General features: G+C 73.2%; 19 protein-coding genes. 6 read left to right on the top strand and 13 right to left on the bottom strand.

Going from position 1 to position 21495, the window contains the following annotated elements:
• Positions 1 to 49: 49 nt before the first annotated feature.
• The 4 genes from ACZDYF_RS04970 to cydC are packed head-to-tail and all read left to right on the top strand — an operon-like array spanning position 50 to position 6434.
• On the top strand, positions 50 to 1570 hold the full coding sequence (locus ACZDYF_RS04970; protein WP_191789246.1) for a cytochrome ubiquinol oxidase subunit I: 1521 nt from the start codon (positions 50 to 52) through the stop codon (positions 1568 to 1570).
• 33 nt (positions 1571 to 1603) lie between these two features.
• Positions 1604 to 2779 (top strand): cytochrome d ubiquinol oxidase subunit II, encoded by a 1176-nt coding sequence (gene cydB / locus ACZDYF_RS04965; RefSeq protein ID WP_475054188.1) that lies wholly within the window; start codon positions 1604 to 1606, stop codon positions 2777 to 2779.
• Entirely contained in the window at positions 2776 to 4581 is a 1806-nt protein-coding gene (gene cydD / locus ACZDYF_RS04960; RefSeq protein ID WP_475054187.1) for a thiol reductant ABC exporter subunit CydD, read from the top strand. Before cydB ends, cydD begins: the two co-directional genes overlap by 4 nt.
• The gene (gene cydC / locus ACZDYF_RS04955; RefSeq protein ID WP_475054185.1) at positions 4578 to 6434 is read left to right on the top strand and encodes a thiol reductant ABC exporter subunit CydC; all 1857 of its coding nucleotides are present in this window, start codon (positions 4578 to 4580) and stop codon (positions 6432 to 6434) included. The genes cydD and cydC overlap by 4 nt, the downstream gene beginning before the upstream one ends.
• Positions 6435 to 6473: 39 nt before the next feature.
• Here cydC and ACZDYF_RS04950 read toward each other — a convergent pair whose 3' ends face one another.
• The 4 genes from ACZDYF_RS04950 to gadC form a co-directional block, all read right to left on the bottom strand.
• Positions 6474 to 6878, bottom strand: a complete 405-nt coding sequence (locus ACZDYF_RS04950; RefSeq protein WP_475054182.1) for a DUF4259 domain-containing protein — start codon at positions 6876 to 6878, stop codon at positions 6474 to 6476.
• A gap of 84 nt (positions 6879 to 6962) precedes the next feature.
• Complete coding sequence (locus ACZDYF_RS04945; protein ID WP_475054179.1) at positions 6963 to 8351, bottom strand: M20/M25/M40 family metallo-hydrolase; 1389 nt, start codon at positions 8349 to 8351, stop codon at positions 6963 to 6965.
• Positions 8348 to 8848 carry a hypothetical protein gene (locus tag ACZDYF_RS04940; protein ID WP_191789252.1) on the bottom strand — a complete coding sequence of 167 codons (501 nt, stop codon included), beginning with the start codon at positions 8846 to 8848 and terminating at the stop codon, positions 8348 to 8350. The genes ACZDYF_RS04945 and ACZDYF_RS04940 overlap by 4 nt, the downstream gene beginning before the upstream one ends.
• Position 8849: 1 nt before the next feature.
• Entirely contained in the window at positions 8850 to 10355 is a 1506-nt protein-coding gene (gene gadC / locus ACZDYF_RS04935; protein WP_475054177.1) for a glutamate/gamma-aminobutyrate antiporter GadC, read from the bottom strand.
• A 308-nt stretch (positions 10356 to 10663) separates the two neighbouring features.
• On the opposite strand from gadC, the gene ACZDYF_RS04930 reads away from it, so the two are divergent.
• Positions 10664 to 11638, top strand: a complete 975-nt coding sequence (locus tag ACZDYF_RS04930; protein WP_475054171.1) for a phosphoglycerate dehydrogenase — start codon at positions 10664 to 10666, stop codon at positions 11636 to 11638.
• 4 nt (positions 11639 to 11642) lie between these two features.
• Here ACZDYF_RS04930 and mutM read toward each other — a convergent pair whose 3' ends face one another.
• The 6 genes from mutM to coaD all read right to left on the bottom strand — a co-directional run bounded on the left by mutM (position 11643) and on the right by coaD (position 15504).
• Positions 11643 to 12626, bottom strand: a complete 984-nt coding sequence (gene mutM / locus ACZDYF_RS04925; RefSeq protein ID WP_204808321.1) for a bifunctional DNA-formamidopyrimidine glycosylase/DNA-(apurinic or apyrimidinic site) lyase — start codon at positions 12624 to 12626, stop codon at positions 11643 to 11645.
• Positions 12619 to 13392, bottom strand: coding sequence for a ribonuclease III (gene rnc / locus ACZDYF_RS04920; protein WP_307824028.1), 774 nt, complete (start codon positions 13390 to 13392; stop codon positions 12619 to 12621). Before rnc ends, mutM begins: the two co-directional genes overlap by 8 nt.
• A gap of 5 nt (positions 13393 to 13397) precedes the next feature.
• A complete protein-coding gene (gene rpmF, locus ACZDYF_RS04915) occupies positions 13398 to 13592 on the bottom strand; it encodes a 50S ribosomal protein L32 (RefSeq protein ID WP_030150858.1) in 195 nt (64 codons plus the stop codon).
• 2 nt (positions 13593 to 13594) lie between these two features.
• Positions 13595 to 14182, bottom strand: coding sequence for a YceD family protein (locus ACZDYF_RS04910; protein WP_056648462.1), 588 nt, complete (start codon positions 14180 to 14182; stop codon positions 13595 to 13597).
• 252 nt (positions 14183 to 14434) lie between these two features.
• Positions 14435 to 14959, bottom strand: coding sequence for a hypothetical protein (locus ACZDYF_RS04905; protein ID WP_191789255.1), 525 nt, complete (start codon positions 14957 to 14959; stop codon positions 14435 to 14437).
• Positions 14956 to 15504 carry a pantetheine-phosphate adenylyltransferase gene (gene coaD, locus ACZDYF_RS04900; protein ID WP_475054152.1) on the bottom strand — a complete coding sequence of 183 codons (549 nt, stop codon included), beginning with the start codon at positions 15502 to 15504 and terminating at the stop codon, positions 14956 to 14958. The genes ACZDYF_RS04905 and coaD overlap by 4 nt, the downstream gene beginning before the upstream one ends.
• Positions 15505 to 15607: 103 nt before the next feature.
• Between coaD and ACZDYF_RS04895 the strand changes: the two genes are divergently transcribed.
• Positions 15608 to 16435 carry a hypothetical protein gene (locus tag ACZDYF_RS04895; RefSeq protein WP_475054150.1) on the top strand — a complete coding sequence of 276 codons (828 nt, stop codon included), beginning with the start codon at positions 15608 to 15610 and terminating at the stop codon, positions 16433 to 16435.
• A gap of 30 nt (positions 16436 to 16465) precedes the next feature.
• On the opposite strand, the gene rsmD is transcribed toward ACZDYF_RS04895, so the two are convergent.
• From rsmD to ACZDYF_RS04880, 3 genes are all read right to left on the bottom strand, one after another.
• On the bottom strand, positions 16466 to 17059 hold the full coding sequence (rsmD, locus tag ACZDYF_RS04890; protein ID WP_475054148.1) for a 16S rRNA (guanine(966)-N(2))-methyltransferase RsmD: 594 nt from the start codon (positions 17057 to 17059) through the stop codon (positions 16466 to 16468).
• A gap of 70 nt (positions 17060 to 17129) precedes the next feature.
• On the bottom strand, positions 17130 to 19505 hold the full coding sequence (locus ACZDYF_RS04885) for an ATP-dependent DNA helicase RecG (protein ID WP_475054143.1): 2376 nt from the start codon (positions 19503 to 19505) through the stop codon (positions 17130 to 17132).
• Positions 19502 to 21259, bottom strand: coding sequence for a DAK2 domain-containing protein (locus tag ACZDYF_RS04880; protein ID WP_475054140.1), 1758 nt, complete (start codon positions 21257 to 21259; stop codon positions 19502 to 19504). Before ACZDYF_RS04880 ends, ACZDYF_RS04885 begins: the two co-directional genes overlap by 4 nt.
• Positions 21260 to 21495: the final 236 nt, after the last annotated feature.

Below are 21495 nucleotides of genomic sequence, written 5' to 3'. Positions count from 1 at the left end.
CACCCCTCAGGATCCCCCGGTAGCCCCCAGGAACCCCCCAGGAGCGTTTGTGGACGTCCTCGATCTCGCGAGGTGGCAGTTCGCCATCACGACCGTCTACCACTTCATCTTCGTGCCGTTGACGATCGGGCTCGCTCCTCTCGTCGCCATCATGCAGACCGCATGGGTGCGCACGGGGAACGAGCGGTGGCTCAAGCTCACCAAGTTCTTCGGCAAGCTCCTCCTGATCAACTTCGCGATCGGCGTGGTGACCGGGATCGTGCAGGAGTTCCAGTTCGGGATGAACTGGAGCGAGTACTCGCGCTTCGTCGGAGACGTCTTCGGTGCCCCGCTCGCCATGGAGGCGCTCGCCGCGTTCTTCATCGAGTCGACGTTCCTGGGTCTGTGGATCTTCGGCTGGGACCGCCTGTCCAAGAAGGTGCACCTCGCGTGCATCTGGGCCGTCGCGATCGCCGTGAACCTCTCCGCGTTCTTCATCCTCGCGGCCAACTCGTGGATGCAGCACCCCGTCGGGACCATCTACAACCCCGAGACGGGCCGCGCCGAGATGAACGACATCGGCGCCGTGCTCACCAACAACACGCTGTGGGCCGCGTTCCCGCACACCATCACCGCCGCCTTCCTCACCGCGGGCACCTTCGTCGCCGGCATCGCGGCCTGGTGGATGGTGCGCCTCGTGCGCACCAAGAAGGCCGAGAACGTCGAGCTCGCCCGCAACGTCTACCGCCCGGCCATCACGCTGGGCGTCATCGCGATGATCGTCGGCGGGCTCGGTGTCGCGGTGAGCGGTGACTTCCAGGCCAAGCTCATGTTCCAGCAGCAGCCCATGAAGATGGCCGCGGCCGAGGCCCTGTGCGAGAGCTCCCCCGACGGCGCCCCGTTCTCGATCCTCGCGATCGGCGACCTGTCCGACTCGTGCGAGGGCGTCAACCACATCCTCGAGATCCCGGGCCTGACCTCCTACCTGGCCGAGGGCAGCTTCAGCGCCCCCCTGCCCGGCGTCGACGAGGTCCAGCAGAACATGACCGAGCGCTACGGCGACGTCACCGCGGACGGCGAGCCCGTCAACTACTCCCCCAACCTGGCGCTGACCTACTGGAGCTTCCGCCTCATGATCGGCTTCGCGGTCGGGTCGATCGCCCTGTCCGTCATGGCGCTGTGGCTGACCCGCAAGGGCCGGGTCACGGACAACAAGTGGTTCGCCCGCGTCGGCATCTGGGCGATCCCCATGCCGTTCATCGCGTCCTCGTTCGGCTGGATCTTCACCGAGACCGGACGCCAGCCCTGGGTGGTCGCCCCGAACCCGTCCGGGATCGACTCGATCCGCCTGCTCACCGAGCGCGGCGTGTCGACCGTCGTGAGCCCCGGCGTCGTCCTGACCTCGATGATCGTCTTCACGCTCGTCTACGGAGCCCTCGCGGTCGTCTGGTTCAAGCTCATCCACCGCTACTCGGTCGAGGGCGTCCCCGAGATCGTGCACGACGACTCCCCCGAGGCACGCGCCAAGGGCGACCCCGACGACCCGGACTCGGCCGACGAGTCCGACCGCCCCCTGTCCTTCGCGTACTGACGCGCTCTGACGGCTCAAGGAGACCCAGTACTCATGGAACTCACCATTCTCTGGTTCGTGCTCATCGCGATCCTGTGGATCGGCTACCTGGTCCTCGAAGGCTTCGACTTCGGCGTGGGCATGCTCCTGCCGATCCTGTCCCGCAACAAGGACAAGGCGAAGAAGGACACCGAGCGTCGGCTCATCATCAACACGATCGGCCCGGTCTGGGACGGCAACGAGGTCTGGCTCATCACCGCCGGTGGTGCGACGTTCGCAGCCTTCCCCGAGTGGTACGCCACGCTCTTCTCCGGGTTCTACGTCCCGCTCTTCCTGATCCTGCTCGCGCTCATCGTGCGCGGCGTCGCGTTCGAGTACCGCGGCAAGATCAACGACGACCGGTGGCGTGCACGCTGCGACCAGGCGATCGTCTTCGGCTCGTGGGTCCCCGCGATCCTGTGGGGAGTCGCGTTCGCCAACCTCGTGCGCGGCGTCGAGCTCGACGCGGCGCACCAGTACGTCGGCGGCTTCTGGGCCCTGCTCAGCCCGTTCGCCCTCCTCGGCGGCCTCACGACCGTGCTCCTCTTCCTCATGCACGGCGCCGTGTTCATCGCCCTCAAGACGGACGGCGAGGTCCGGGTCAAGGCCCGCCGCCTGGCCGGCTGGTTCTCGGTCGCCTCGGTGGTCGTGGCCGGCGGCTGGGCCGTGTGGGCCCAGGTCGCCTACTCGGTGCCGTGGACGTGGGCCGTGGTCGTGGTCGCGGCCCTCTCCCTGGTGGGGGTCGTGCTCGCCAACGCCAAGGCCCGCGAGGGCTGGGCGTTCCTGTTCTCCGCGCTCGCGATCCTCTCCGCGACCGTGCTGATCTTCGGGTCGATGTACCCCGACGTGATGCCGGCGCTCGACCCCGCGAACTCGCTGACCATCGAGAACGCGTCCTCGACGCAGTACACCCTGACCGTCATGACCTGGGTCGCCGTGTTCCTGGTCCCGCTCGTGCTGGTCTACCAGTCGTGGACGTACTGGGTGTTCCGCCGTCGCCTGTCGACCAAGGACATCCCGCCGCCCATCGGCCTCTCGCTCAAGAAGCTCAAGGACTCCGCGTTCGGCGGGCCGTCCTCGGGCGGCGCCAAGAACCTGGACCTGACCCCCGCCACGGGGGACAAGGCCTCGGGGACGGACGCGGCGTCGTCGGGCCGGACGAACGACGGCACCGGCAGCACCTCCGCGTGAAGCCCCTCGATCCACGGCTCCTGCGCCAGGCGCGGGCGGCCCGCGGGTACGTCGTGCTCACGGCGGTGCTCGGCCTCGTCACGGCCGGGCTCGTCGTGGCACAGGCGCTGCTCATCGCGAGCGTCCTCGCCCCCGCGATCCACGGCAACCTCACGCTGCCCGACGTCGCCACCCCCCTCACGTGGCTCGCCGCGGTCGTCGTGGTGCGCGCCGGGGTCGCGTGGGCGCAGGAACGGTTCGCGCTCAAGGCCGCGATCAAGACCGTCGCGGAGCTCCGCGAGCAGGTCGTCAGCCATGCGGTGGCCCTCGGGCCCCGCTGGCTGGCGACCGGCCGCGGGCCCGCCGTCGCGACGCTCGCGACGCGCGGGCTCGACGACCTCGAGCCCTACATGGTCCGCTATCTCCCCCAGCTCCTGCTCGCGGCGACCGTCACGCCCGCGACGCTCGCCGTGGTGCTGGGTCTCGACTGGATCTCCGCGATCATCATCGCGGTCACGATCCCCCTCGTCCCGCTCTTCATGATCCTCGTCGGTCAGCTCACGGCCGGGACGTCCGAGCGTCGCCTCAAGGTCATGCAGCGGCTCGGGTCGCAGGTCCTCGACCTGCTGGCCGGGCTCCCGACCCTGCGCGCGTTCGGCCGCGAGCACGGGCCCGAGAAGCGCGTCCGGGCGCTCGGCGACGCCAACCGCCGCGCCACCATGGGGACGCTGCGCGTCGCGTTCCTGTCCGGCATGGTCCTCGAGCTGCTCACGACGCTGTCGGTCGCGCTCGTCGCGGTCGGCATCGGGCTGCGGCTCGTGTACGGCGAGGTCGGGCTCGAGCCCGCGATCGCCGTCCTGGTCCTCGCCCCCGAGGTCTACCTGCCGCTGCGCCAGGTCGGCATGCACTTCCACGCCTCGACCGACGGCATCGCGGCGGCCAACCAGGCGTTCGAGGTGCTCGACGAGCCGCTGCCGCCCGTCGGGACCGCCCCCGCCCCGGCGCTCGCCGGTGCACGCCTCACGTTCGACGGGGTGAGCGTGCGTGCGGGAGACCGCGACGTGCTGGCCCCCGCCGCACTCACGGCGACGTTCGGCGCCCGTCCCGAGCCGGCCCGCGCCCACGACGCCTCCGGGCCCCGCGCGACGCCGTCGGGCACCGTGGTCGCCCTGACCGGTCCCAGCGGGTCCGGCAAGACCACCACGGCCCTGGTGCTCCTGGGCCTCCTGGCCCCCGACGCCGGTCGCGTCCTGGTGACCCCGCGGGACGGCGAGCCCGTCGACCTCGCGGACGTCGACCCGACCACCTGGTGGCCGCAGGTCGCCTGGGTGCCGCAGCGCCCCACGCTCGCCCCGGGGACCGTGCGCGAGGTCGTGCTCGACGGCCGCGAGGTCCCCGACGCCGACCTCACGGACGCCGCGAGGCTGTCCGGGCTCGACGCCGTCCTCGACGTCCTGCCCGACGGCTGGCAGACGCCGATCGGGCAGGGCGGCGTGGGTCTCAGCGTGGGCCAGCGCCAGCGCGTGGCCCTCACGGCCGCGCTGCTCGGCGACCCGGACCGCGTCCCCCTCGTGGTGCTCGACGAGCCCACGGCCCACCTCGACGCGCGCGGCGAGCAGGCCGTGCTCGACGCCGTCCGCACGTGGCGCGACCAGGGGCGCACGGTCGTCGTGGTCGCGCACCGCACGAGCCTGGTCGAGCTCGCCGACCAGGTCGTGACGGTGTCCTCGGCGGCGCTCCCGCCCTCCGTCCCGGGCGGGGCACCCAGCGGCGACCCCGTCGCGCCCACGCCCTCCGCCTCCTCGTCAGGAGCCGTCGCATGAGCGACCTCGACCAGTCCGCCGGCCCCTCCTCCCCCACCCACGAGGATCCGCGCCGCGGCGCGGCGGCCCCGATCGGCACCGACCCGCTCTGGCGCGCGGTCCGGCTGCTCGACGTGAGCTGGGGCCGGGCCGCGAAGGCGATCGGCCTGGGATCGCTGGCCCTGGCGAGCTCGGTCGGCCTCGCGGCCGTCGCGGCGTGGCTCATCGCGCGCGCCTCGCAGATGCCGCCCGTGCTGCAGCTGTCCGTGGCGACCGTCGCGGTGCGCGCGTTCGGCATCTCGCGCGGGGTGTTCCGCTACCTCGAACGCCTGGCCTCGCACGACGTCGCGCTGCGTGGCATGGCCTCGCTCCGCGCCAACGTGTACACCTCGCTAGCCTCCGGACGTACAGCGGCGGTGGCCGGCGTCCGACGCGGCGACCTGCTCGCGCGCGTGGGTGCCGACGTCGACTCCGTGGGTGACGTCGTCGTCAAGGCCGTGATCCCCGCGGGGGTCGCGCTCGTGGTGTCCGCAGGCTCGGTGATCCTCGTCGGCGCCTTCCTGCCCTCGGCCGGCCTCGCCCTGCTCGCGTGCCTGGTGCTCGCGGGCGTCCTGGGGCCGTGGCTCTCGGCACGCGCCGCCCGGCGCACCGAGGAACGCGGCGCCGCCGCCCGCGCCGAGATGACCTCGACCGTGCTCGAGACGCTCGAGGGCGCGGGACCCCTGGCCGTCTCGGGCCGCCTCGCCCAGCGGATGGACGCGCTGCGTCGCACCGACCGCGAGCTCGCGGCGGTCACCGACTCGGGAGCCAGGACGTCGGGCACGGCCGCGGCCGTCAACAACGCCGCGATCGGTCTCGCCGTGCTCGCCGCGCTGCTGCTCGGGATCCCCGCCGTCGCCGCGGGGACGCTGACCCCGGTCGAGCTCGCCGTCGTCGTGCTCACGCCGCTCGCGGTGTTCGAGGCCGCGGGCGTGCTGCCCGGTGCTGCCGTGCAGATGCACCGCTCGCGCCAGGCCGCCCGCCGCATCATGGAGCTGCTCGACGCCGCCGACGACACCGCCACGGACGAGCCGCCCGCACCCCGCCAGACCGTTTCCCGCGCCGACCCCGACGGTCCGGCGGTCGTCGTGACCGGTGCGACGTGCGGCTGGAACGGTCGCGCTGCCGTCACCGGGGTGGACCTGGCGGTTCGGCCCGGGCGCTCGGTCGCGGTCGTGGGCCCCTCGGGCGTCGGCAAGACGACGCTGCTCATGACGGCCGCCGGGCTCATCCCGCAGGTCGCGGGGCGCGTGTCCCTCGACGACGCACCGATCGCGACCTTCCCGCCCGACGACGTCGCGCACCAGGTCGTCTTCGTCGCCGAGGACGGGCACGTCTTCGACACCACGGTGCTCGAGAACCTGCGCGTCGCCCGGGGCGACGTGACCCCGGACGAGGCGTCGGTTGCCCTGGTCGAGGTCGGGCTCGGCGAGTGGCTGTCCGGGCTGCCCGACGGGGTCGAGACGACCCTGGGCCCCGACGCGACCACGATCTCCGGCGGGGAGCGTCGTCGGCTGCTCGTCGCGCGCGCCCTGCTCGCCCCCGCTCCCCTGCTGCTCGTCGACGAGCCCGCCGAGCACCTCGACCCGGCCACCGCCGACGAGCTGCTGACCCACCTCGTGGAGACCAGCCGCCAGGGCGGACGCGGGATCGTGGTCGCGACGCACCGCCTGTCGGCGCTCGCCGCGGTCGACGAGGTGCTGCTCCTGGGACGGCCGGACGACGCGTCGACCGACACACCGGCGACCGTGCTGGCCCGCGGTACCCACGCCGAGCTCGTCGCCCACGACGCGGGCTACCGCTGGGCGCTCGCGCAGGAGGCAGCGGGCGTCTGACCGACCGGCGCGGACTCCGGGCTCACGAACGGACCCGGCTCAGCCCGGCGTCCGCAGGCTCTCCCACCGGCTCACGACCGGGTCCCGCCACTCCGCGAGGTCCTCGGGACCGTTCTCGGCCCACAGCTCGTGGAGCTCCGAGGTGTCGCTCCCCTCGACCGCTCGTTCGAGCGTCGTGAGGACCCAGGCGCGCTGCGGGGCGGTCAACGACGCGGCGAACGCGACGGCGTCGACCCCCTCGAGGTGGTCGTCCGCGGGCCGCAGACCGCGGGCCACGGCGAGCACCTCCGCGATCGCGATCGCGGCCTGTGCGTCGTCGACCTCGAGGTAGTCCTCGTCGAGGTACCCGCTGAAGTCCTCGATCCGGAAGTCGCCCGCACGCAGCGCCGCGAGCAGGTCGCCTGCGCCGTCGTTCTCGAACGGACCTGAGCCCCACGTCCCCATGTCGTCTTCTCCGTCTCCGCGGGCTGCTCCGCCCGTCGGGACGACCCTACGGGGCCTCGCCGACACGGGCGCGCGGGGCCCGCCTCAGGCCCGGGACGCCCCCAGCCGTGACAGGAAGAGCGCCTCTCCCACCGCGAGCTGCTCGATCTCGCTGGGCGCGACCGACTCGTTGGGCGCGTGGATCAGGCACGCGGGCTCCTCGACGCCCAGCAGCACGATCTGCGCGTCGGGGTACCCGGACGCGAGCACGTTGCACAGCGGGATCGACCCGCCCTGGCCGGCGGTCACGGTCTCCTTGCCGAACGCGTCCGCGAGGGCCCGCGAGAGCGTGTCGAAGACCGCGCCGTCGGTGCGCGCCTGGAACGGCTGCCCGACGGCGTCGCGCACCGTCGTGACCCTGACCCCCCAGGGTACGTGGTTCTCCAGGTGGGCCACGAGCTTGTCCTGGAGGTCGCGCGCGTCCGCGCCGGGCGGGATGCGCAGGTTGAGACGGGCGGCCGCGCGCGGTTGGATCGCGGCGGCCGAGCCGACGACGTCCGGCGCGTCGATGCCCAGGATCGTCACCGCCGGACGCGCCCAGAGCTGGTCGCAGACGCGCCCCGACCCGAGGAGACGCGTGCCGTCGAGCATGCCGGCGTCGCTGCGGAACTGGTCGGGGTCGTAGTCGACGCCGGGCCAGGTCGCGTCGGCGATCTCGGGCGGGACGCCGTCGATCGTGGTGTTGCCCTGGTCGTCGCGCAACGAGGACAGGAGGTGGACGAGGGCCGCGAGCGCATCGGGGGCCGCTCCCCCGAACATGCCCGAGTGGATCTCGCCCTCGAGCGCCTCGACCGTCACGACCACGTTGGCCGCGCCGCGCAGCGACACGGTGAGGGTCGGCAGGCCCAGGGTGGCGTTGCCCGTGTCCGCGATGAGGATCGCGTCGGCGGAGAGCTCGCCCGGGTGGGCCTCGACGTACTGGTCGAGCCCCGCGGTGCCCTGCTCCTCGGAGCCCTCGATGACGATGCGGATCCCGACCGGGTAGTCGTCACCGCCGAGCGCGCGCAGGGCCCGCAGTGCCGTGAGGTGCGTGACGATGTTGCCCTTGCAGTCCGCGGAACCCCGCCCGTAGAGGCGCCCGTCCCGCTCGGTCAGCTCGAACGGGGGCGTGCGCCACGCCGCGTCGTCGAGCGGCGGCTGCACGTCGTAGTGCGAGTAGAGGAGCACCGTAGGGGCTCCGGGTGGGCCGGGGCGGTAGCCCAGGACCACGTGCGACCCGTCGGGGGTCTCGACCAGGCGGGCGTCGTCGATCCCCTCGGCCCGGAACGCGTCCGCGACCCAGTGGGCCGCCCGCTCGCAGTTCTCTTTCGGGAACAGCCGCTCGTCGGCGACCGACGGGATCGCGACGAGCGTCCGCAGGTCGTCGAGCGCCCGCGGCAGCAGCGACGCCACCTGCTCCCGGACGGGGGTGAGGTCTACCGGTGTGCTGCTCACGAGTCCTCCTGGGTGGTCGTGTTCTCGTCGAGGTTGAGGGAGTCGACGTAGGCGTCGAAGTCGTCGAGCTGCTCGGGGCAGTACACCTCGATCACGAGGCGGTCCCCGGCGAGTCGTCGCTCGTCGACGAGCGAGGGCCTGCTGCCCGGCCCCGTGGCCCCGTTCGTGGACCCGAGGTTGGCCGTCGCCTTCACCAGGGCGGCCGGGTCGGTGCAGAACCCGCCACCGTCGGCGCCGAGGACGGCGACGATCTGGTCCTCGTCGAAGGCCGTGATGCCGATCGCCTCGAACTCGGCGTGGAGCTCGGCGGCCCGCTGCTCGGCCAGCTCACGGTCCTGAGCGGCGTGGTAGTTGTGGTAGAGCACGGCCATGAGCACTCCGACGGCGACCGCGAGCAGCGCCGCGGCCGTGTAGAGGATCCAACGCCGGGAGTCGCCCGGCTCGTCCTCGTGCTGCGGCAGGCCGTCAGGGCCCTCGGTGGTGGACGTCGCGGTCATGTCACGCCTCCTTCGGTCCGTCGGCCGGGGCGTCGACGAGCGGTTCCTCCGGCCCTCCGACGTTGTCCGGGTTCTTCCATCCCGGCTTGCGCAGGAAGTAGAAGAGCGCGGGCACCAGGATCCCGACGACGCCCAGCCCGCCACCGACGATCAGCAGGTACACCCCGCCGCTCCCGCTCGAGAACTGCGCGGGCGGCACGAAGCCGATGATCATCGCGGCGACGGACGCCAGGAAGCCGACCGTGCACAGCAGCGTGAGCGCGGGTGCGCGATACCCGCGGGAGTGGTCGGGCTTGTTCCGTCGCAGCCGGACCGCCGCGACGAAGAGCAGCAGGTACATGATCAGGTACACCTGCGTCGTGATGACCGACAGGATCCAGTACGAGCTCGAGACGTCGGGGATGAACGCGTAGAGCAGCGCGATCACCGTGGTCACCAGGCCCTGCGAGACCAGGATGTTCTGCTGGACCCCGTGCTTGTTGAGCTTCTGCAGGAACGGTGGCAGGTACCCCTCCTCGCGGGCGACCGTCAGCAGGCCCTTCGAGGGGCCGGCGAGCCAGGTGAGCATGCCGCCGAGCGACGCCGCGATGAGCATGAGGCCCAGGATCGGCGTCAGCCAGCTCACGCCGAAGTTGGCGAAGAACGCGTCGAAGGCCTGCATGACGCCGGCCGTGAGGCTGAGCTGGTCGGCCGGGATGACCCAGCTGATCGCGAGCGCCGGGAGGATGAAGATCAGCAGGACCAGGCCGATCGCGAGGAACATCGAGCGCGGGAACTCCTTGGCGGGCTTGCGCAGGCTCGTGACGTGCACCGCGTTCATCTCCATGCCCGCGTAGGACAGGAAGTTGTTGACCACGAGCACGAGCGATGCGATCCCGGTCCACTGGGGCAGCAGGTGGGACGCGTCCATGGGGGCCGCCGAGGTGTTGCCCTGTCCGAGGAACACGAGCCCCAGGACCACGAGCAGCGCACCGGGCACCAGCGTCCCGATGATGAGCCCGAAGCTCGACAGGCCCGCGACGGTCTTGGTGCCCTGCGACGACACCCACACCCCGGTCCAGAAGAGCACCACGATGACGATCGCGACGTACAGGCCGTTGCTCGCCAGGGAGGGGTTGATGACGTACGCGAACGTGCTCGCCACGTACCCGAGAAGGCTCGGGTAGTAGAAGATCGTCATCGCGAACTGGCACCAGATCGCCAGGAACCCCGCGGGCTTCGAGATGCCGTCCGCGACCCAGCGGTACACGCCTCCCGACCACCCGGACGCCAGCTCCGCCGACACGAGCGACGTCGGCAGCAGGAAGACGATCGCGGGCACCACGTACAGGAACACCGCCGCGAGCCCGTACACGGCCATGGTCGGCGCGGCACGCAGGCTCGCGACCGACGACGTGATCATGAACGCGAGCATGAGCCAGGTGATGTAGTTCTTGGGCGTCCTGGCGGTGATCGCCGCGCGCATCTCCTCGCGGGTCGGCGGTGCCCCTCGTGCTCCTGTGGTCACGGATGCGTCCGAGCTGCCCGACTCCGCTGTGGATGAGGCCATCATTCCTCCGTGCCGCCGAGACCCCCTGGACGGGCGGGTCGCTGTGAACCGCTGGGACGTGCCAGACGTTGCGAACATATCGTCAGCGACAGGTTTGCGCTCCCGGAACGAGAACGGCCCCGAGCGGTGGGCGTCCGGGCGCGCCGGACGGTGTCTCGGCGCTGGTAGCGTCGGTGTGTCCGCTGCACCGGGGGCCCGGGACCGACGGCGCTGCCCGTCCCCTCGACGGCTTCCCGCCGCACCACCGCCTCGCCCAGGAGCCCCGTGTGAAGATCCTCGTCCCCGACACGATCGCCCTCGACCTCACCCCGGGGGACGGGACCCCGGCCGACCAGGACGGCTCAGGGTCCGCGGACGAGATCGTCGAGTACGACCCCGCCGCTCCCCTGCCCGCCGAGCACCGCGACGCGGAGGTCCTCGTCGCGTGGACCAACTCTCCCGAGAACCTCGCCGACGCCGCAGCGCGCCTCCCCGGGCTCCGCTGGGTCCAGACGCTCGCTGCCGGACCCGACGCGATCCTCGCGGCGGGCTTCGCGCCCGAGGTCGTCGTGACCAACGGTCGCTCGCTGCACGACGGTCCTGTGGCCGAGCACGCCCTCGCGCTCACGCTCGCCGCGGTCCGGCGCCTCGACCGCCTGGGGGCCGCCCAGCGCGAGCACCGCTGGGACTCCGCGATGGTCGACGAGCAGGCCGACCCGGCGACGAGCAGGCGCTTCACGCTGCACGGCGCGCGCGTCACGATCTGGGGGTTCGGGTCGATCGCGTCCGCCCTCGCGCCCCTCTACGAGGCGCTGGGGGCGCACGTCATCGGGGTCGCGAGCACGACCGGAGAGCGGTTCGGCTTCCCCGTCGTGACGGACGAGGACCTGCCGCGGGTCCTCGCGACGACCGACGTCCTGGTGTCGCTGCTGCCTGCCGTGCCGGCCACCCGCCACGTGTTCGACGCCGCGCGCATCGACCAGCTCCCGGACCATGCGTGGTTCGTCAACGTGGGCCGGGGTGCCACGGTCGACGAGGGCGCCCTGGTCGACGCGCTGCGCGACGGGCGGCTGGGCGGCGCGGCCCTCGACGTGACGGAGACCGAGCCTCTCGCGTCCGACTCCCCTCTGTGGGACGCCCCGCGCACGATCATCACGCCGCACGTCGCAGGTGGGCGACCCCAGGGCGCGTCGGCCCTGGTCCGGGAGAACCTGGAGAACCTGCGGGCGGGTCGCCCGCTGCGCAACGTGGTCCCGCGCTGACGGTCTACCAGCGTGCGTTCCGCGGCACCTTCTGGCAGACGGGGCACGTGTACGACGACCGGTTCATGAACTCGTCGCGCCGCACGAGCGCCCCGCAGCGCGTGCACGCCTCGCCCTCGCGGCCGTACACCGCGAGCGAGCGCGAGAAGTACCCGGACTGGCCGTTGACGTTGACGTAGAGCTCGTCGAAGCTGGTCCCGCCCTGGGCGAGGGCTTCTCGCATGACCTCCTCGGCGGCGTCGAGCACGCGGTGCGCCTCGGCCAGGCGCAGGGTGTCGGTGGGGCGCGCGTAGTGGAGGCCGGCGCGCCACAGCGCCTCGTCGGCGTAGATGTTGCCCACGCCGGACACGAGGCGCTGGTCGAGCAGGGCCCGCTTGATACCGGTCCGACGACGGCGGATCGCCTTCACGAGGTCGTCGCGCCGCAGGGCGGGGTCCAGCAGGTCGCGCGCGATGTGGGCGGCGGGCTCGGGGATCTCCGCGAGAGCCGAGCCCCAGCCACCAGGGCCGCCGTCGGGGGTCGGCGCGAGGTCCGTCACGGACAGGTGTCCGAACGTGCGCTGGTCCACGAAGTCGAGGGTCCGCGGCGTCCCGGGCTCACCGGGGAGCGCGGACAGCTCGAGCCGGACACGCAGGTGCGGCACCTTGTCGACCGCGGCCGTGCCCGAGCGGACCAGGAGCTGGCCGCTCATGCCCAGGTGCGCCATGAGCGCGGTGACGTGCGCGCCCGTGGGCGCTGCGCCGTCGGGCAGGGGGCTGCGACCCGTCGCATCGGCTGGCGCCTGCGAGAGGAGGAGCCACAGGTACTTGCCCCGGCGGACCGCGGCGCCCACGTGCTGGCCCACGAGCTGGCCGCGGAAGCTCTCGGGGCCGCCCTCGTGGCGGCGGACCGAGTAGTCGCGCAGGACCTCGACGCCGGTGACGACCCTGCCCGTGACGTGACGGGCGAGGCCGTCGCGGACGGTCTCGACCTCGGGGAGCTCAGGCAAGGGTCCCGTGCGCCCCGTCGACCGGCTCGGCCGGGCCGGGCGCGGAGCCTGCAGGCGCGTCCGTCGTGGGGAGCGGCAGCTCGACGATCGCCCGGTAGGCCATCTCGGCGGCGTCCTGCTCGGCGTACTTCTTGGCAGAACCGTTGCCGGTCCCGTAGACGACGCCGTCGAGCGACACCTCGGACGTGAAGGTGCGGGCATGGTCCGGCCCGTCGCCCTGGCTCGCGTACGCGGGGGCGCCGAGGTTCCGCGCGGCGGCCGCCTCCTGGAGCGAGGTCTTCCAGTCGAGGCCGGCACCAAGGTCAGCGGCGACCGCGAGAGTCGGGTCCACGAGACGGTGCACCAGGTCGCGCGCGACCTCGAGGCCGTGGCTGAGGTAGGTCGCACCGATGAGGGCCTCGACGGTGTCCGACAGGATCGAGTCCTTGTCGTTCCCGCGGGTCCGCACCTCACCCTTGCCGAGCAGGATGTACCCGCCGAGCCCCAGGGTGCGCGCGATCGCGGCGAGGGACTTCTGCGAGACCGTGGCGGCGCGCATCTTGGCGAGCTCGCCCTCGGGGAGATCCGGGTGGCGGCGGTACAGCGCCTCGGTCACGACCAGGCCCAGGACCGCGTCGCCGAGGAACTCGAGGCGCTCGTTGGTCGGGATCCCGCCGTGCTCGTGGGCGAAGGAACGGTGCGTCAGTGCAAGCACGAGAAGCTCGGGATCCAGGTGGATCCCGAGCCTCTCGAGAAGACCGGCGGCCGCGGGGGCGTCCGGCGTCACGCTATTCAGCCTGCGTGCTCGGTGCGCAGCGCCTCGACGTACTGACGGCTCTTGTAGGTGCCGCAGGTCGGGCACGCAGCGTGCGACAGCTTGTCGCCCTTGCACTGCGGGCAGGTCGTGAGGTTCGCGGCGGTGGTCTTCCACTGCGAACGACGCGCACGGGTGTTGCTGCGCGACATCTTGCGCTTCGGAACAGCCACGGCTAGCTCTCTTTCGTCTCGTCGGACACGCTCGGATCCTCGAGCATGCTCTGTAGTGCCGACCACCGGGGATCGACAATGTCGTGCGAGTGATCAGGATCCTCCGCCAGACGTGCTCCGCACTCGGAGCACAGGCCCTGGCAATCGGGCTGACACAACGGTCTGAATGGTAGTGCAGTGACGACGGAATCCCGAAGCGCGGGCTCGAGATCGATCAGGTCGCCCTCGAGCTCGTACACCTCGTCCTCGTCGTCACCGGACTCTGCCGCGGCCTTCGCACGCTCGGGATACACGAACAGCTCCTGGATGTCCGCGACGACGTCAGCCGTCACCGGTTCCAGGCACCGCACGCACTCCCCGACCGCCTGGGCCTGAGCAGTCCCCGTCACCAGCACACCGTCCATCACCGATTCGAGCCGGACGTCCAGCTCGAGGTCGGTGCCTTCAGGGATGCCGATCACGACGGTACCGAGGTCGGCCGGGGCCTTGACCGAGCGAGTCACCTCACGCATCGATCCGGGACGCCGACCGAGCTCGTACGTGTCGAGCACAAGAGGCGAGCGCGAGTCGAGAGTGATGGGTTCCTCCACAGGGTTTCGGCGACCCGAGCGGGCCACCGGTGTTCAAAGTCACAGCACGCACGTCCGCCCCGCGAGAACTCGGGGGAGCCCACGGGATGGACGAACGTCCTCGGTCCCAGCCGATGACAGGCAGGACCAACGGACTATCTTACGGCATCCCCGAACTGCCGTCGAACCTCGCGAACTGCCCGCCGTGCGGCCGGCGGGCAAGTCGGACGAACGGGCCTGCGCCGGGCCGCGCCCCGCCGCGTCCGGCCCGCGTCAGGCCTGCTCGGCCGACTCCTGGTACTCGCCGATGCGCTGCGCCAGCTTGGCGCGCCCCGCGTGCACCTGCGCCATGACCTTGCCGAGGTCCACCTCGAACTCCGCCAGGCGGCGGTCGCAGTAGTCGTCGGCGTCGACGCGCAGCTCCGCGGCGGTCCGCTCGGCCTCCTCGACGATCGCCCGGGCGCGGGACTCGGCCTGGACCGCGACCTGCTCCTTCTGGACCAGCTCGATCGCGCGGGCGCGTGCCGTGTTGAGGATGTCCTCGGCCTGCCGGTTCGCGTCCTCCAGGACGGCGTTGGCCTCGGCCAGGACCTCGTCCGCGTGCGCGAGCTGCTCGGGCAGCGCCTGGCGCATCTCGTCGACGAGAGCCAGGGCGTCGGCCTTGTGCACGAGGACGGAGGACGACATGGGCATCGCCCGGGCGTTCTCGACGAGGAGCGCCAGGTCGTCGAGGATCACGTGGAGACCGGCCTCGGTCTGCGCCTCGTCCTCGGTCTGCCCGAGCGGGTGGTCGTTCATCGGCCTGTTCCTTCCGTGGTGGGGGTCGCCTGCGTCGCCGGGGCCAGCGCCGCGCCCGCCCGTTCCGCGATCGCTTGGCGGACGACGTCACCGACCCCGGCCGGGACCAGGTCGTCGATGGGGCCGCCGAAGCGGGCCACGTCCTTGACGAGCGAGGACGCGACGTGGGCGAGGGCGGGGTCGCCCGGGACGAACACCGTCTCGACGCCCTCGAGGTGGCGGTTCATGAGGGCCATGGGCAGCTCGGCGTCGAAGTCCGCGCCGCCGCGCAGGCCCTTGACGACCGCGGCGGCCCCGACCTCGCGGCAGAAGTCCATGAGCAGCCCCGGCACGATCTCGACCCGGACGTCCTCGAGGCCTGGCGTGGCGTCGAGGGCCGCACGGGCGATCTCGACGCGTTGCTCGGCGCTCAGCAGCGCGGACTTGGAGGAGTTGCGGGCGACCCCCAGGACCACCTCGTCGAACAGCGACCGCGCTCGGCGGACGATGTCGAGGTGGCCGAGGGTGAGGGGGTCGAAGGACCCCGGGCAGACGGCGATGGTCACCTCGCCACGGTAGTACACGCCTGCCGAGAATCCGGGCAGGTCAGGGCGGCGGGGGCCGCACGACCGTCCTGCGCGGAAGCCGCGGGCGCGGCAGGATGGGGCCATGCCTCCCGAGTCCGGCCCCGTCGTCGTCCCCCTGCGTTCCGTCGAGCAGCTCACGCAGCTCTACCGGGACGTCCTGCTCCCGTCCTTCCCGCCCGCCGAGCTCGTCTCGCTCGACTCGTTCCTCGCGGACCACGCGGCGGGGCACCTGGAGTCGTTGGGCGTCGTCGAGGTGCCCGACGGCGCCGCTCCCCCGGCCGAGCCGGGCGCGGCAGGCGCGGCGGGCGCGGCGGGCGCGGCAGGCGCGGCGGGCGCGGGGCCGACCGGTCGCGTGGTGGCGGGCGTCGTCGGGTCCTGGTCGGCCGAGGCGCGTGTCCTGCTGGTGCAGTACCTGGCGATCGCCCCGGGGCGCCGCGGAGGTGGCATCGGTGCCGCGCTGCTCGGGGCCGCGGTCTCCGCGTGGCTGAAGGACCTGCGCCCGGTCATGGTGCTCGGCGAGGTCGAGCACCCGCGGTTCCATGCCGCGAGCGAGGCGCACGGCGACCCCGAGGCGCGGCTGCGGTTCTACGCCCGCCACGGGGGGCGCGTGCTCGCGGTGCCGTACTTCCAGCCGGGCAACGAACCGGGGGCCGAGCGCGTCCCGGCGCTGCTGCTCATGACGCTCGCGACCGAGGACCCGGGGGCGACGAGCGTCCCCGCCGCGCCGCTGCGCACGTTCCTGCGGGAGTACTTCGAGGCCAGCGAGGGGTCCCTGGCCGACGACGCCCCCACGCGTGCGCTGCTCGACGCGGTGTCGGGCGACCGGGTCGCGCTGCTCGGCGCGGACGAGCTGGACCGGGTGCCCGTGGGCCTGCTCGACAGGTCGTCGCTGCGGGCGCCGGTGGTCTGACCAGTCCCCGTCACCCGTCTCGCGCGGACCTCAGGAGGCGTCTGCCTGCGGCTCCTGAGGCTCCTCGGCCGTCGCAGGGCCCGCGTAGTACACCGCGGTCTCGCCGTAGTCCTTGCGGGCGAGCAGCTCCCACCCGGCCGGCCAGGTCGGTTCGGGGCTGCGCGTCGAGCGCTCGACCACGACGACCGCGTCGTCGACGAGCGCCGAGGTCTGCGCGAGCTGGCGCAGGAGCTCTGCGACGACGGCCTCCGACACGTCGTAGGGCGGGTCGATGAAGACGACGTCCCACGTGGTCGACGGGGGCGCCTGGACGAACTTCTCGGCCTTGTCCTGGACGACCTGCACGTTCGTCAGGGCGAGGGTCTTCACGTTGGCCCGGCAGACCTCGGCCGCGACGCGCGCCGCGTCCACGAGCACGACCCGCTGCGCGCCCCGCGAGGCGGCCTCGAGGCCCAGGGCACCGGACCCCGCGTACAGGTCCAGGACGTAGGCACCGTCGAGGACCCCGTAGTGCTCGAGCCGCGAGAAGATCGCCTCACGTACCCGGTCGCTCGTGGGCCGCGTCCCCTTGGGGGGCACCTGCAGGCTGCGTCCACCGACCGTCCCGGCCACGATCCTCGTCATGCGGACAGCCTAGACGGGCGGCACGGTCACCCTCGGCACCCCAGCGCGTCCCCCTCGGCGGGCAGGAGCGTCACGCCCGTTCCAGGAACTCCTCGCGCTCGGGGTCGAGCTGGCTCGCGATCGCGGCGCGCAGCTCGGGGTGCCCCGCCAGGTCTGGGTCGGCCGCGATCACCTCGGCCGCGTCGGCGCGTGCCTGCTCGATCACCGCGACGTCCTTGACGACGCGCAGCAGCCGCAGCGAGCTCGCCCTGCCGGACTGGGCCGCGCCCAGCACGTCGCCCTCGCTGCGCAGCTCGAGGTCCACGGTCGCGAGGCGGAAGCCGTCGGTCGTCTCGGCCATGGTCTCGACGCGGACGGCCGCGGGGGTGCCGGGCTCGACGGTCGAGACCAGCAGGCACAGCCCCGGCGCCGCCCCTCGGCCCACGCGGCCACGGAGCTGGTGGAGCTGCGAGAGGCCGAAGCGGTCGGCGTCGAACACGACCATGACGGTGGCCTCGGGGACGTCCACGCCGACCTCGACGACTGTCGTGGAGACGAGTACCTGGACCGCCCCCGACGCGAAGTCGGCCATGACCTTCTCCTTGTCCGCGGGCGCCATCTGCCCGTGCAGGACCCCGACGGCGAGCCCACGCAGCGCGGGTACGCTCGCGAGCTCCTCGGCGACCTCGAGCACCGCGCGCAGCGGTGGGCGGTCGGAGCCGGTGGCGCTCTCGTCGAGGTCGAGGAAGTCGGGCACCTCGTCGAAGTCGTCGGTCCGGGTCTTCTTCTTCGCGGTGGCGCGCGCTCCGTCGTCAGCACCCGGGTCGGCCGCAGGTTCGTCGGGGTGGATCCGTGCGCACACCACGTAGGCGCGGTGGCCCGCGTCGACCTCCTCGCGCACGCGCTGCCACGTGCGGTTCATCCAGGCCTCGTTGTCCGCGGGGACGACGTGCGTCGTGATGCCCGCGCGTCCGGCCGGGATCTCGGTGAGCGAGGACGTCTCGAGGTCGCCGAACACGGTCATCGCGACCGTGCGCGGGATGGGCGTCGCGGTCATGACGAGCAGGTGCGGGCTCGTGCGGGCCTTGGCGCGCAGCGCGTCGCGCTGCTCGACGCCGAACCGGTGCTGCTCGTCGACCACGACGAGGCCGAGGTCCGCGAACTGCACGTTCTCGCTCAGCAGCGCGTGGGTCCCGACGACGATCCCCGCCCGGCCGCTCGCCGCGTCGAGCAGCGCGCCCTTCTTGGCCGCGGCGCCCATGGACCCCGTGAGGAGCGCGACGCGCGTGCCGTGGTCCGCCCCTCCCAGCATGCCCTCCTCCGCGAGCGGCCCCAGCAGGGTCCGCAGGGTGCGGGCGTGCTGCGAGGCGAGCACCTCGGTGGGCGCCAGGAGCGCGGCCTGGCCTCCGGCGTCGACCACCTGGAGCATCGCGCGCAGCGCGACGACCGTCTTGCCCGAGCCCACCTCGCCCTGGAGCAGGCGCTGCATGGGCCGCGAGCGCGCGAGCTCGCCGGAGATCTCCTCGCCGATCTCGCGCTGGCCGGCCGTGAGCGTGAACGGCAGGGACGCGTCGAAGTCCGCGAGCGCGCTGGGCTCGCCCGGTGCGCGCAGCGACCGGGCCGTCGCCTCCTCGGCCTCGGCCCGCGCGCGTCGCTGGGCGAGCGCCGCCTGGAGGACGAACGCCTCCTCGTAGCGCAGCCGGTCGCGGCCGTGCTGCCACTGGCGCGTGTCGAACGGCTCGTGGACGTCCTTGAGCGCCGCGTGCCGCGACCCGAACCCGCGGGCCTCACGGACGGCGGGCGGCAGCGGGTCCGGCACCTCGTCCTCGGTCAGCGGGTCGAGGACCTGACGGACGGCCTTCTGGATGCGCCAGCTCGGGATCGAGGCGCTCGCCGGGTAGAGCGGGATGGGGCGGCGCGCCTCGATGAGGGCCGACTCCTCGTCGTCGGCGTCGACCCCGATGACGAGGTAGTCCGGGTGCGTGAGCTGGCGGGCCCCCCGGTAGGCGCTCACGACTCCCGTGAACAGGCCCGTGCGGCCGGGCTGGAGACGGCTCTCGTGCGTCCGCAGTGCGCCCGTGCCCTTGGCGAAGAACGTCAGCGACAGGCGGTGGACGCCGTCGGTGACCTCGGCCTGGAGCATGGCTCCGCCGCGAGAACGCATGGCCCGCACGGTCGCCTGGACGACCCGAGCCATGATCGTGACGTGCTCGCCCAGCACCAGGCCGCCGAGGTCGGTGAGCTTGCCCGGGTCGCCGTACCGGCGCGGGTAGTGCCCGAGCAGGTCGCCCGTGGTCTCGAGGCCCAGCTTGGCGAGGGCGCCCGCCGAGCGTGGGCCGAGGACCTTGGTCAGGGGTTCGGCGAATCGGTCGACCGGCCCGGTCACCAGGTCGCCCGCGAGGCGTCGCGTGCCCGTCAGGTGGTCTGCGTCCGCCCCCGGGGCGGCGGCACGAGGGTCGCTGCTCATTCTGCTCCCAGCTCCAGGTCGGCGTGGTCGCGTCCGGAGTCGAGGACGACGACCTCGATGCCCGGGACGCACTGACGGGCGATGCCCGCGACGACGTCGACCACGACCGGGTCGACCCAGCGTCCCGGCAGGACGGTCAGCACCTCGTCGTCGGTGCGGAGGAGGCCTTCGAGCGCGGGTCGCACGAGCGTCCCGTCCGCGGGCACCTGGACCGCGCGGACCTCCTCGAGGGTCGCCTTCATGAGGGCGACGGCGTCGGCGGCGGCGGAGCCCAGGGTCGCCGCCGCGAGCGCGGCCACGACGTGCAGGTCGGTGGGGGCGTCGAGCACCTCGATGCCGCGCAGGTCGCCGGCTCCCTGGCCGACGAGCCCCTCGGCCTCGCGCGCGGCGTCGGCCGCGCCCGCGCTCCCGGGCAGGACCGCGACGGTGCGCGCACCGGTGTCCACGGCCACGCGGAGCACCTCGCCCGGGGTCGGCGCGTGGTCGGTCGCGAGGAGGACGACGGCACCGCTGCGGGCCAGGTCCGGCACGAGGCCGGGGGCCGACGTGATCGCGACGACGCCGTGCTCGGGCACCTCGCCCGATGTCGGGAGCGCGTGCCCGTGCACGCTGCCCCGCGCTGCGACCTGCGTCGCGAGGTGACGCACGCACACCTGGCGCAGCCGGGCTCCCCGGGCACCGCCGGCCGCGGCCCGGGCGGCATGGACGGCCCGCGCGGGGTCGTCGGTGTGCACGTGCGCCTGCCAGACGCCCTCCCCCACGACCACGACCGAGTCGCCGACCTGCGCGAGAGCCGCCCGTAGCGCGTCGGCGAGCGGCGGCGTCGCGGGGGCCGGAGCGTCGGTGCCGTCGGTGCCGTCGGTGCCGTCGACCACGAGCATGACCTCGAACTCACCGTCGATCCCGACGGGCGCGTGCTCGCCGGGCGCTGCGCCCGCGACGGGCACGACGATGCCGCTCGCCTGCGCGGTCGTCCTGCCCACGAGGGCCGGGCCGGGTGCGGGCACCGACGTGACGTCGGTCACGTCGTCGACGCCGGTCGTCCCACTCGTCATGCGGGCCATCGTGCCGTCGGCCACCGACAGCGCGCCCCTCGTGCCGAGCCCGAGACCGGGGCCGTCGTCGACGGCTCCCAGCGCGTGGCACAGCGCGTCGAGCACGAGCACGAGCCCGAAGGCCCCGGCGTCGAGCACGCCCGCGCGGGACAGGACGTCGAGCTCTCGGGGGCTGCGCAGCATGGCCTCGTGCGCTCCCGCGCGCGCCGCGCGCACGACGCCGCTCAGGTCTGCCCCGGCCTCCGCCGCGGCACGGGCCGCGACGGCGGCCCCGTCGGCCGCGGTGAGGATCGTCCCGGGGACCGGGACCGCGACGGCCGCGTAGGACGAGCGGGCCGCGGCCTCGAGCCGGGTCGCGACCCGCAGGGCGCCCACGGGCTCGTCGGCCACGGTGGTCGCGCCCGCGAAGCCGCGCAGGTACTCGCTGAGGATCACGCCCGAGTTGCCGCGGGCCCCGATCAGGGCGCCCCGCGCGAAGGCGAGCAGCACGGTGTCGACGGGCGCGCCGTCGGGCACCTCGCCCACGGCCCGTGCGCCCTCGGTGACGGTCAGGAAGAGGTTGGTCCCCGTGTCCGCGTCGGCGACGGGGAAGACGTTCGCGCGGTCGATGCGCGCCCGGGCCTCGCCCAGCGCCCGGACCGTCTCCGCCACCCACGTCCGCACCACCGCGGGCTCGATGTGCTCCGTGCCGTCCGTCACGCTCGTGGGGCTCCTTCGTGGGGGTCGGGCACGCGAGGGTGCCGAACCCCCGCAGAGCCTGCGATACTTACCGGACCACCGTAGTCCGCCCCGCGCGCTGCACCACGCACGCTCTCGGGGTCGGTTTGGGGTGGAGGGTGGCTATCGGCTACCCTATGGAGGTTGCCCGGACAGATCCGGGCGACCACGGACGTTCCCCGGCACGCGCTGGTTCGGAGCGTTCACCCCACAGACCA

Source organism: Oerskovia sp. PE-21s (genome assembly GCF_056158145.1).
The sequence above is the reverse complement of the archived record's forward strand: the minus strand, read 5'-3'. Positions and strand labels throughout refer to the sequence as shown.

What these genes read in the sequence shown, in the direction of transcription:
- rsmD (WP_475054148.1), bottom strand. Translation starts at nt 17,059, where the DNA reads ATGACGAGGATCGTGGCCGGGACGGTCGGTGGACGCAGCCTGCAGGTG.
- ACZDYF_RS04905 (WP_191789255.1), bottom strand. Translation starts at nt 14,959, where the DNA reads ATGAACGACCACCCGCTCGGGCAGACCGAGGACGAGGCGCAGACCGAG.
- cydB (WP_475054188.1), top strand. Translation starts at nt 1,604, where the DNA reads ATGGAACTCACCATTCTCTGGTTCGTGCTCATCGCGATCCTGTGGATC.
- cydC (WP_475054185.1), top strand. Translation starts at nt 4,578, where the DNA reads ATGAGCGACCTCGACCAGTCCGCCGGCCCCTCCTCCCCCACCCACGAG.
- ACZDYF_RS04895 (WP_475054150.1), top strand. Translation starts at nt 15,608, where the DNA reads ATGCCTCCCGAGTCCGGCCCCGTCGTCGTCCCCCTGCGTTCCGTCGAG.
- ACZDYF_RS04885 (WP_475054143.1), bottom strand. Translation starts at nt 19,505, where the DNA reads ATGAGCAGCGACCCTCGTGCCGCCGCCCCGGGGGCGGACGCAGACCAC.
- ACZDYF_RS04940 (WP_191789252.1), bottom strand. Translation starts at nt 8,848, where the DNA reads ATGACCGCGACGTCCACCACCGAGGGCCCTGACGGCCTGCCGCAGCAC.
- ACZDYF_RS04950 (WP_475054182.1), bottom strand. Translation starts at nt 6,878, where the DNA reads ATGGGGACGTGGGGCTCAGGTCCGTTCGAGAACGACGGCGCAGGCGAC.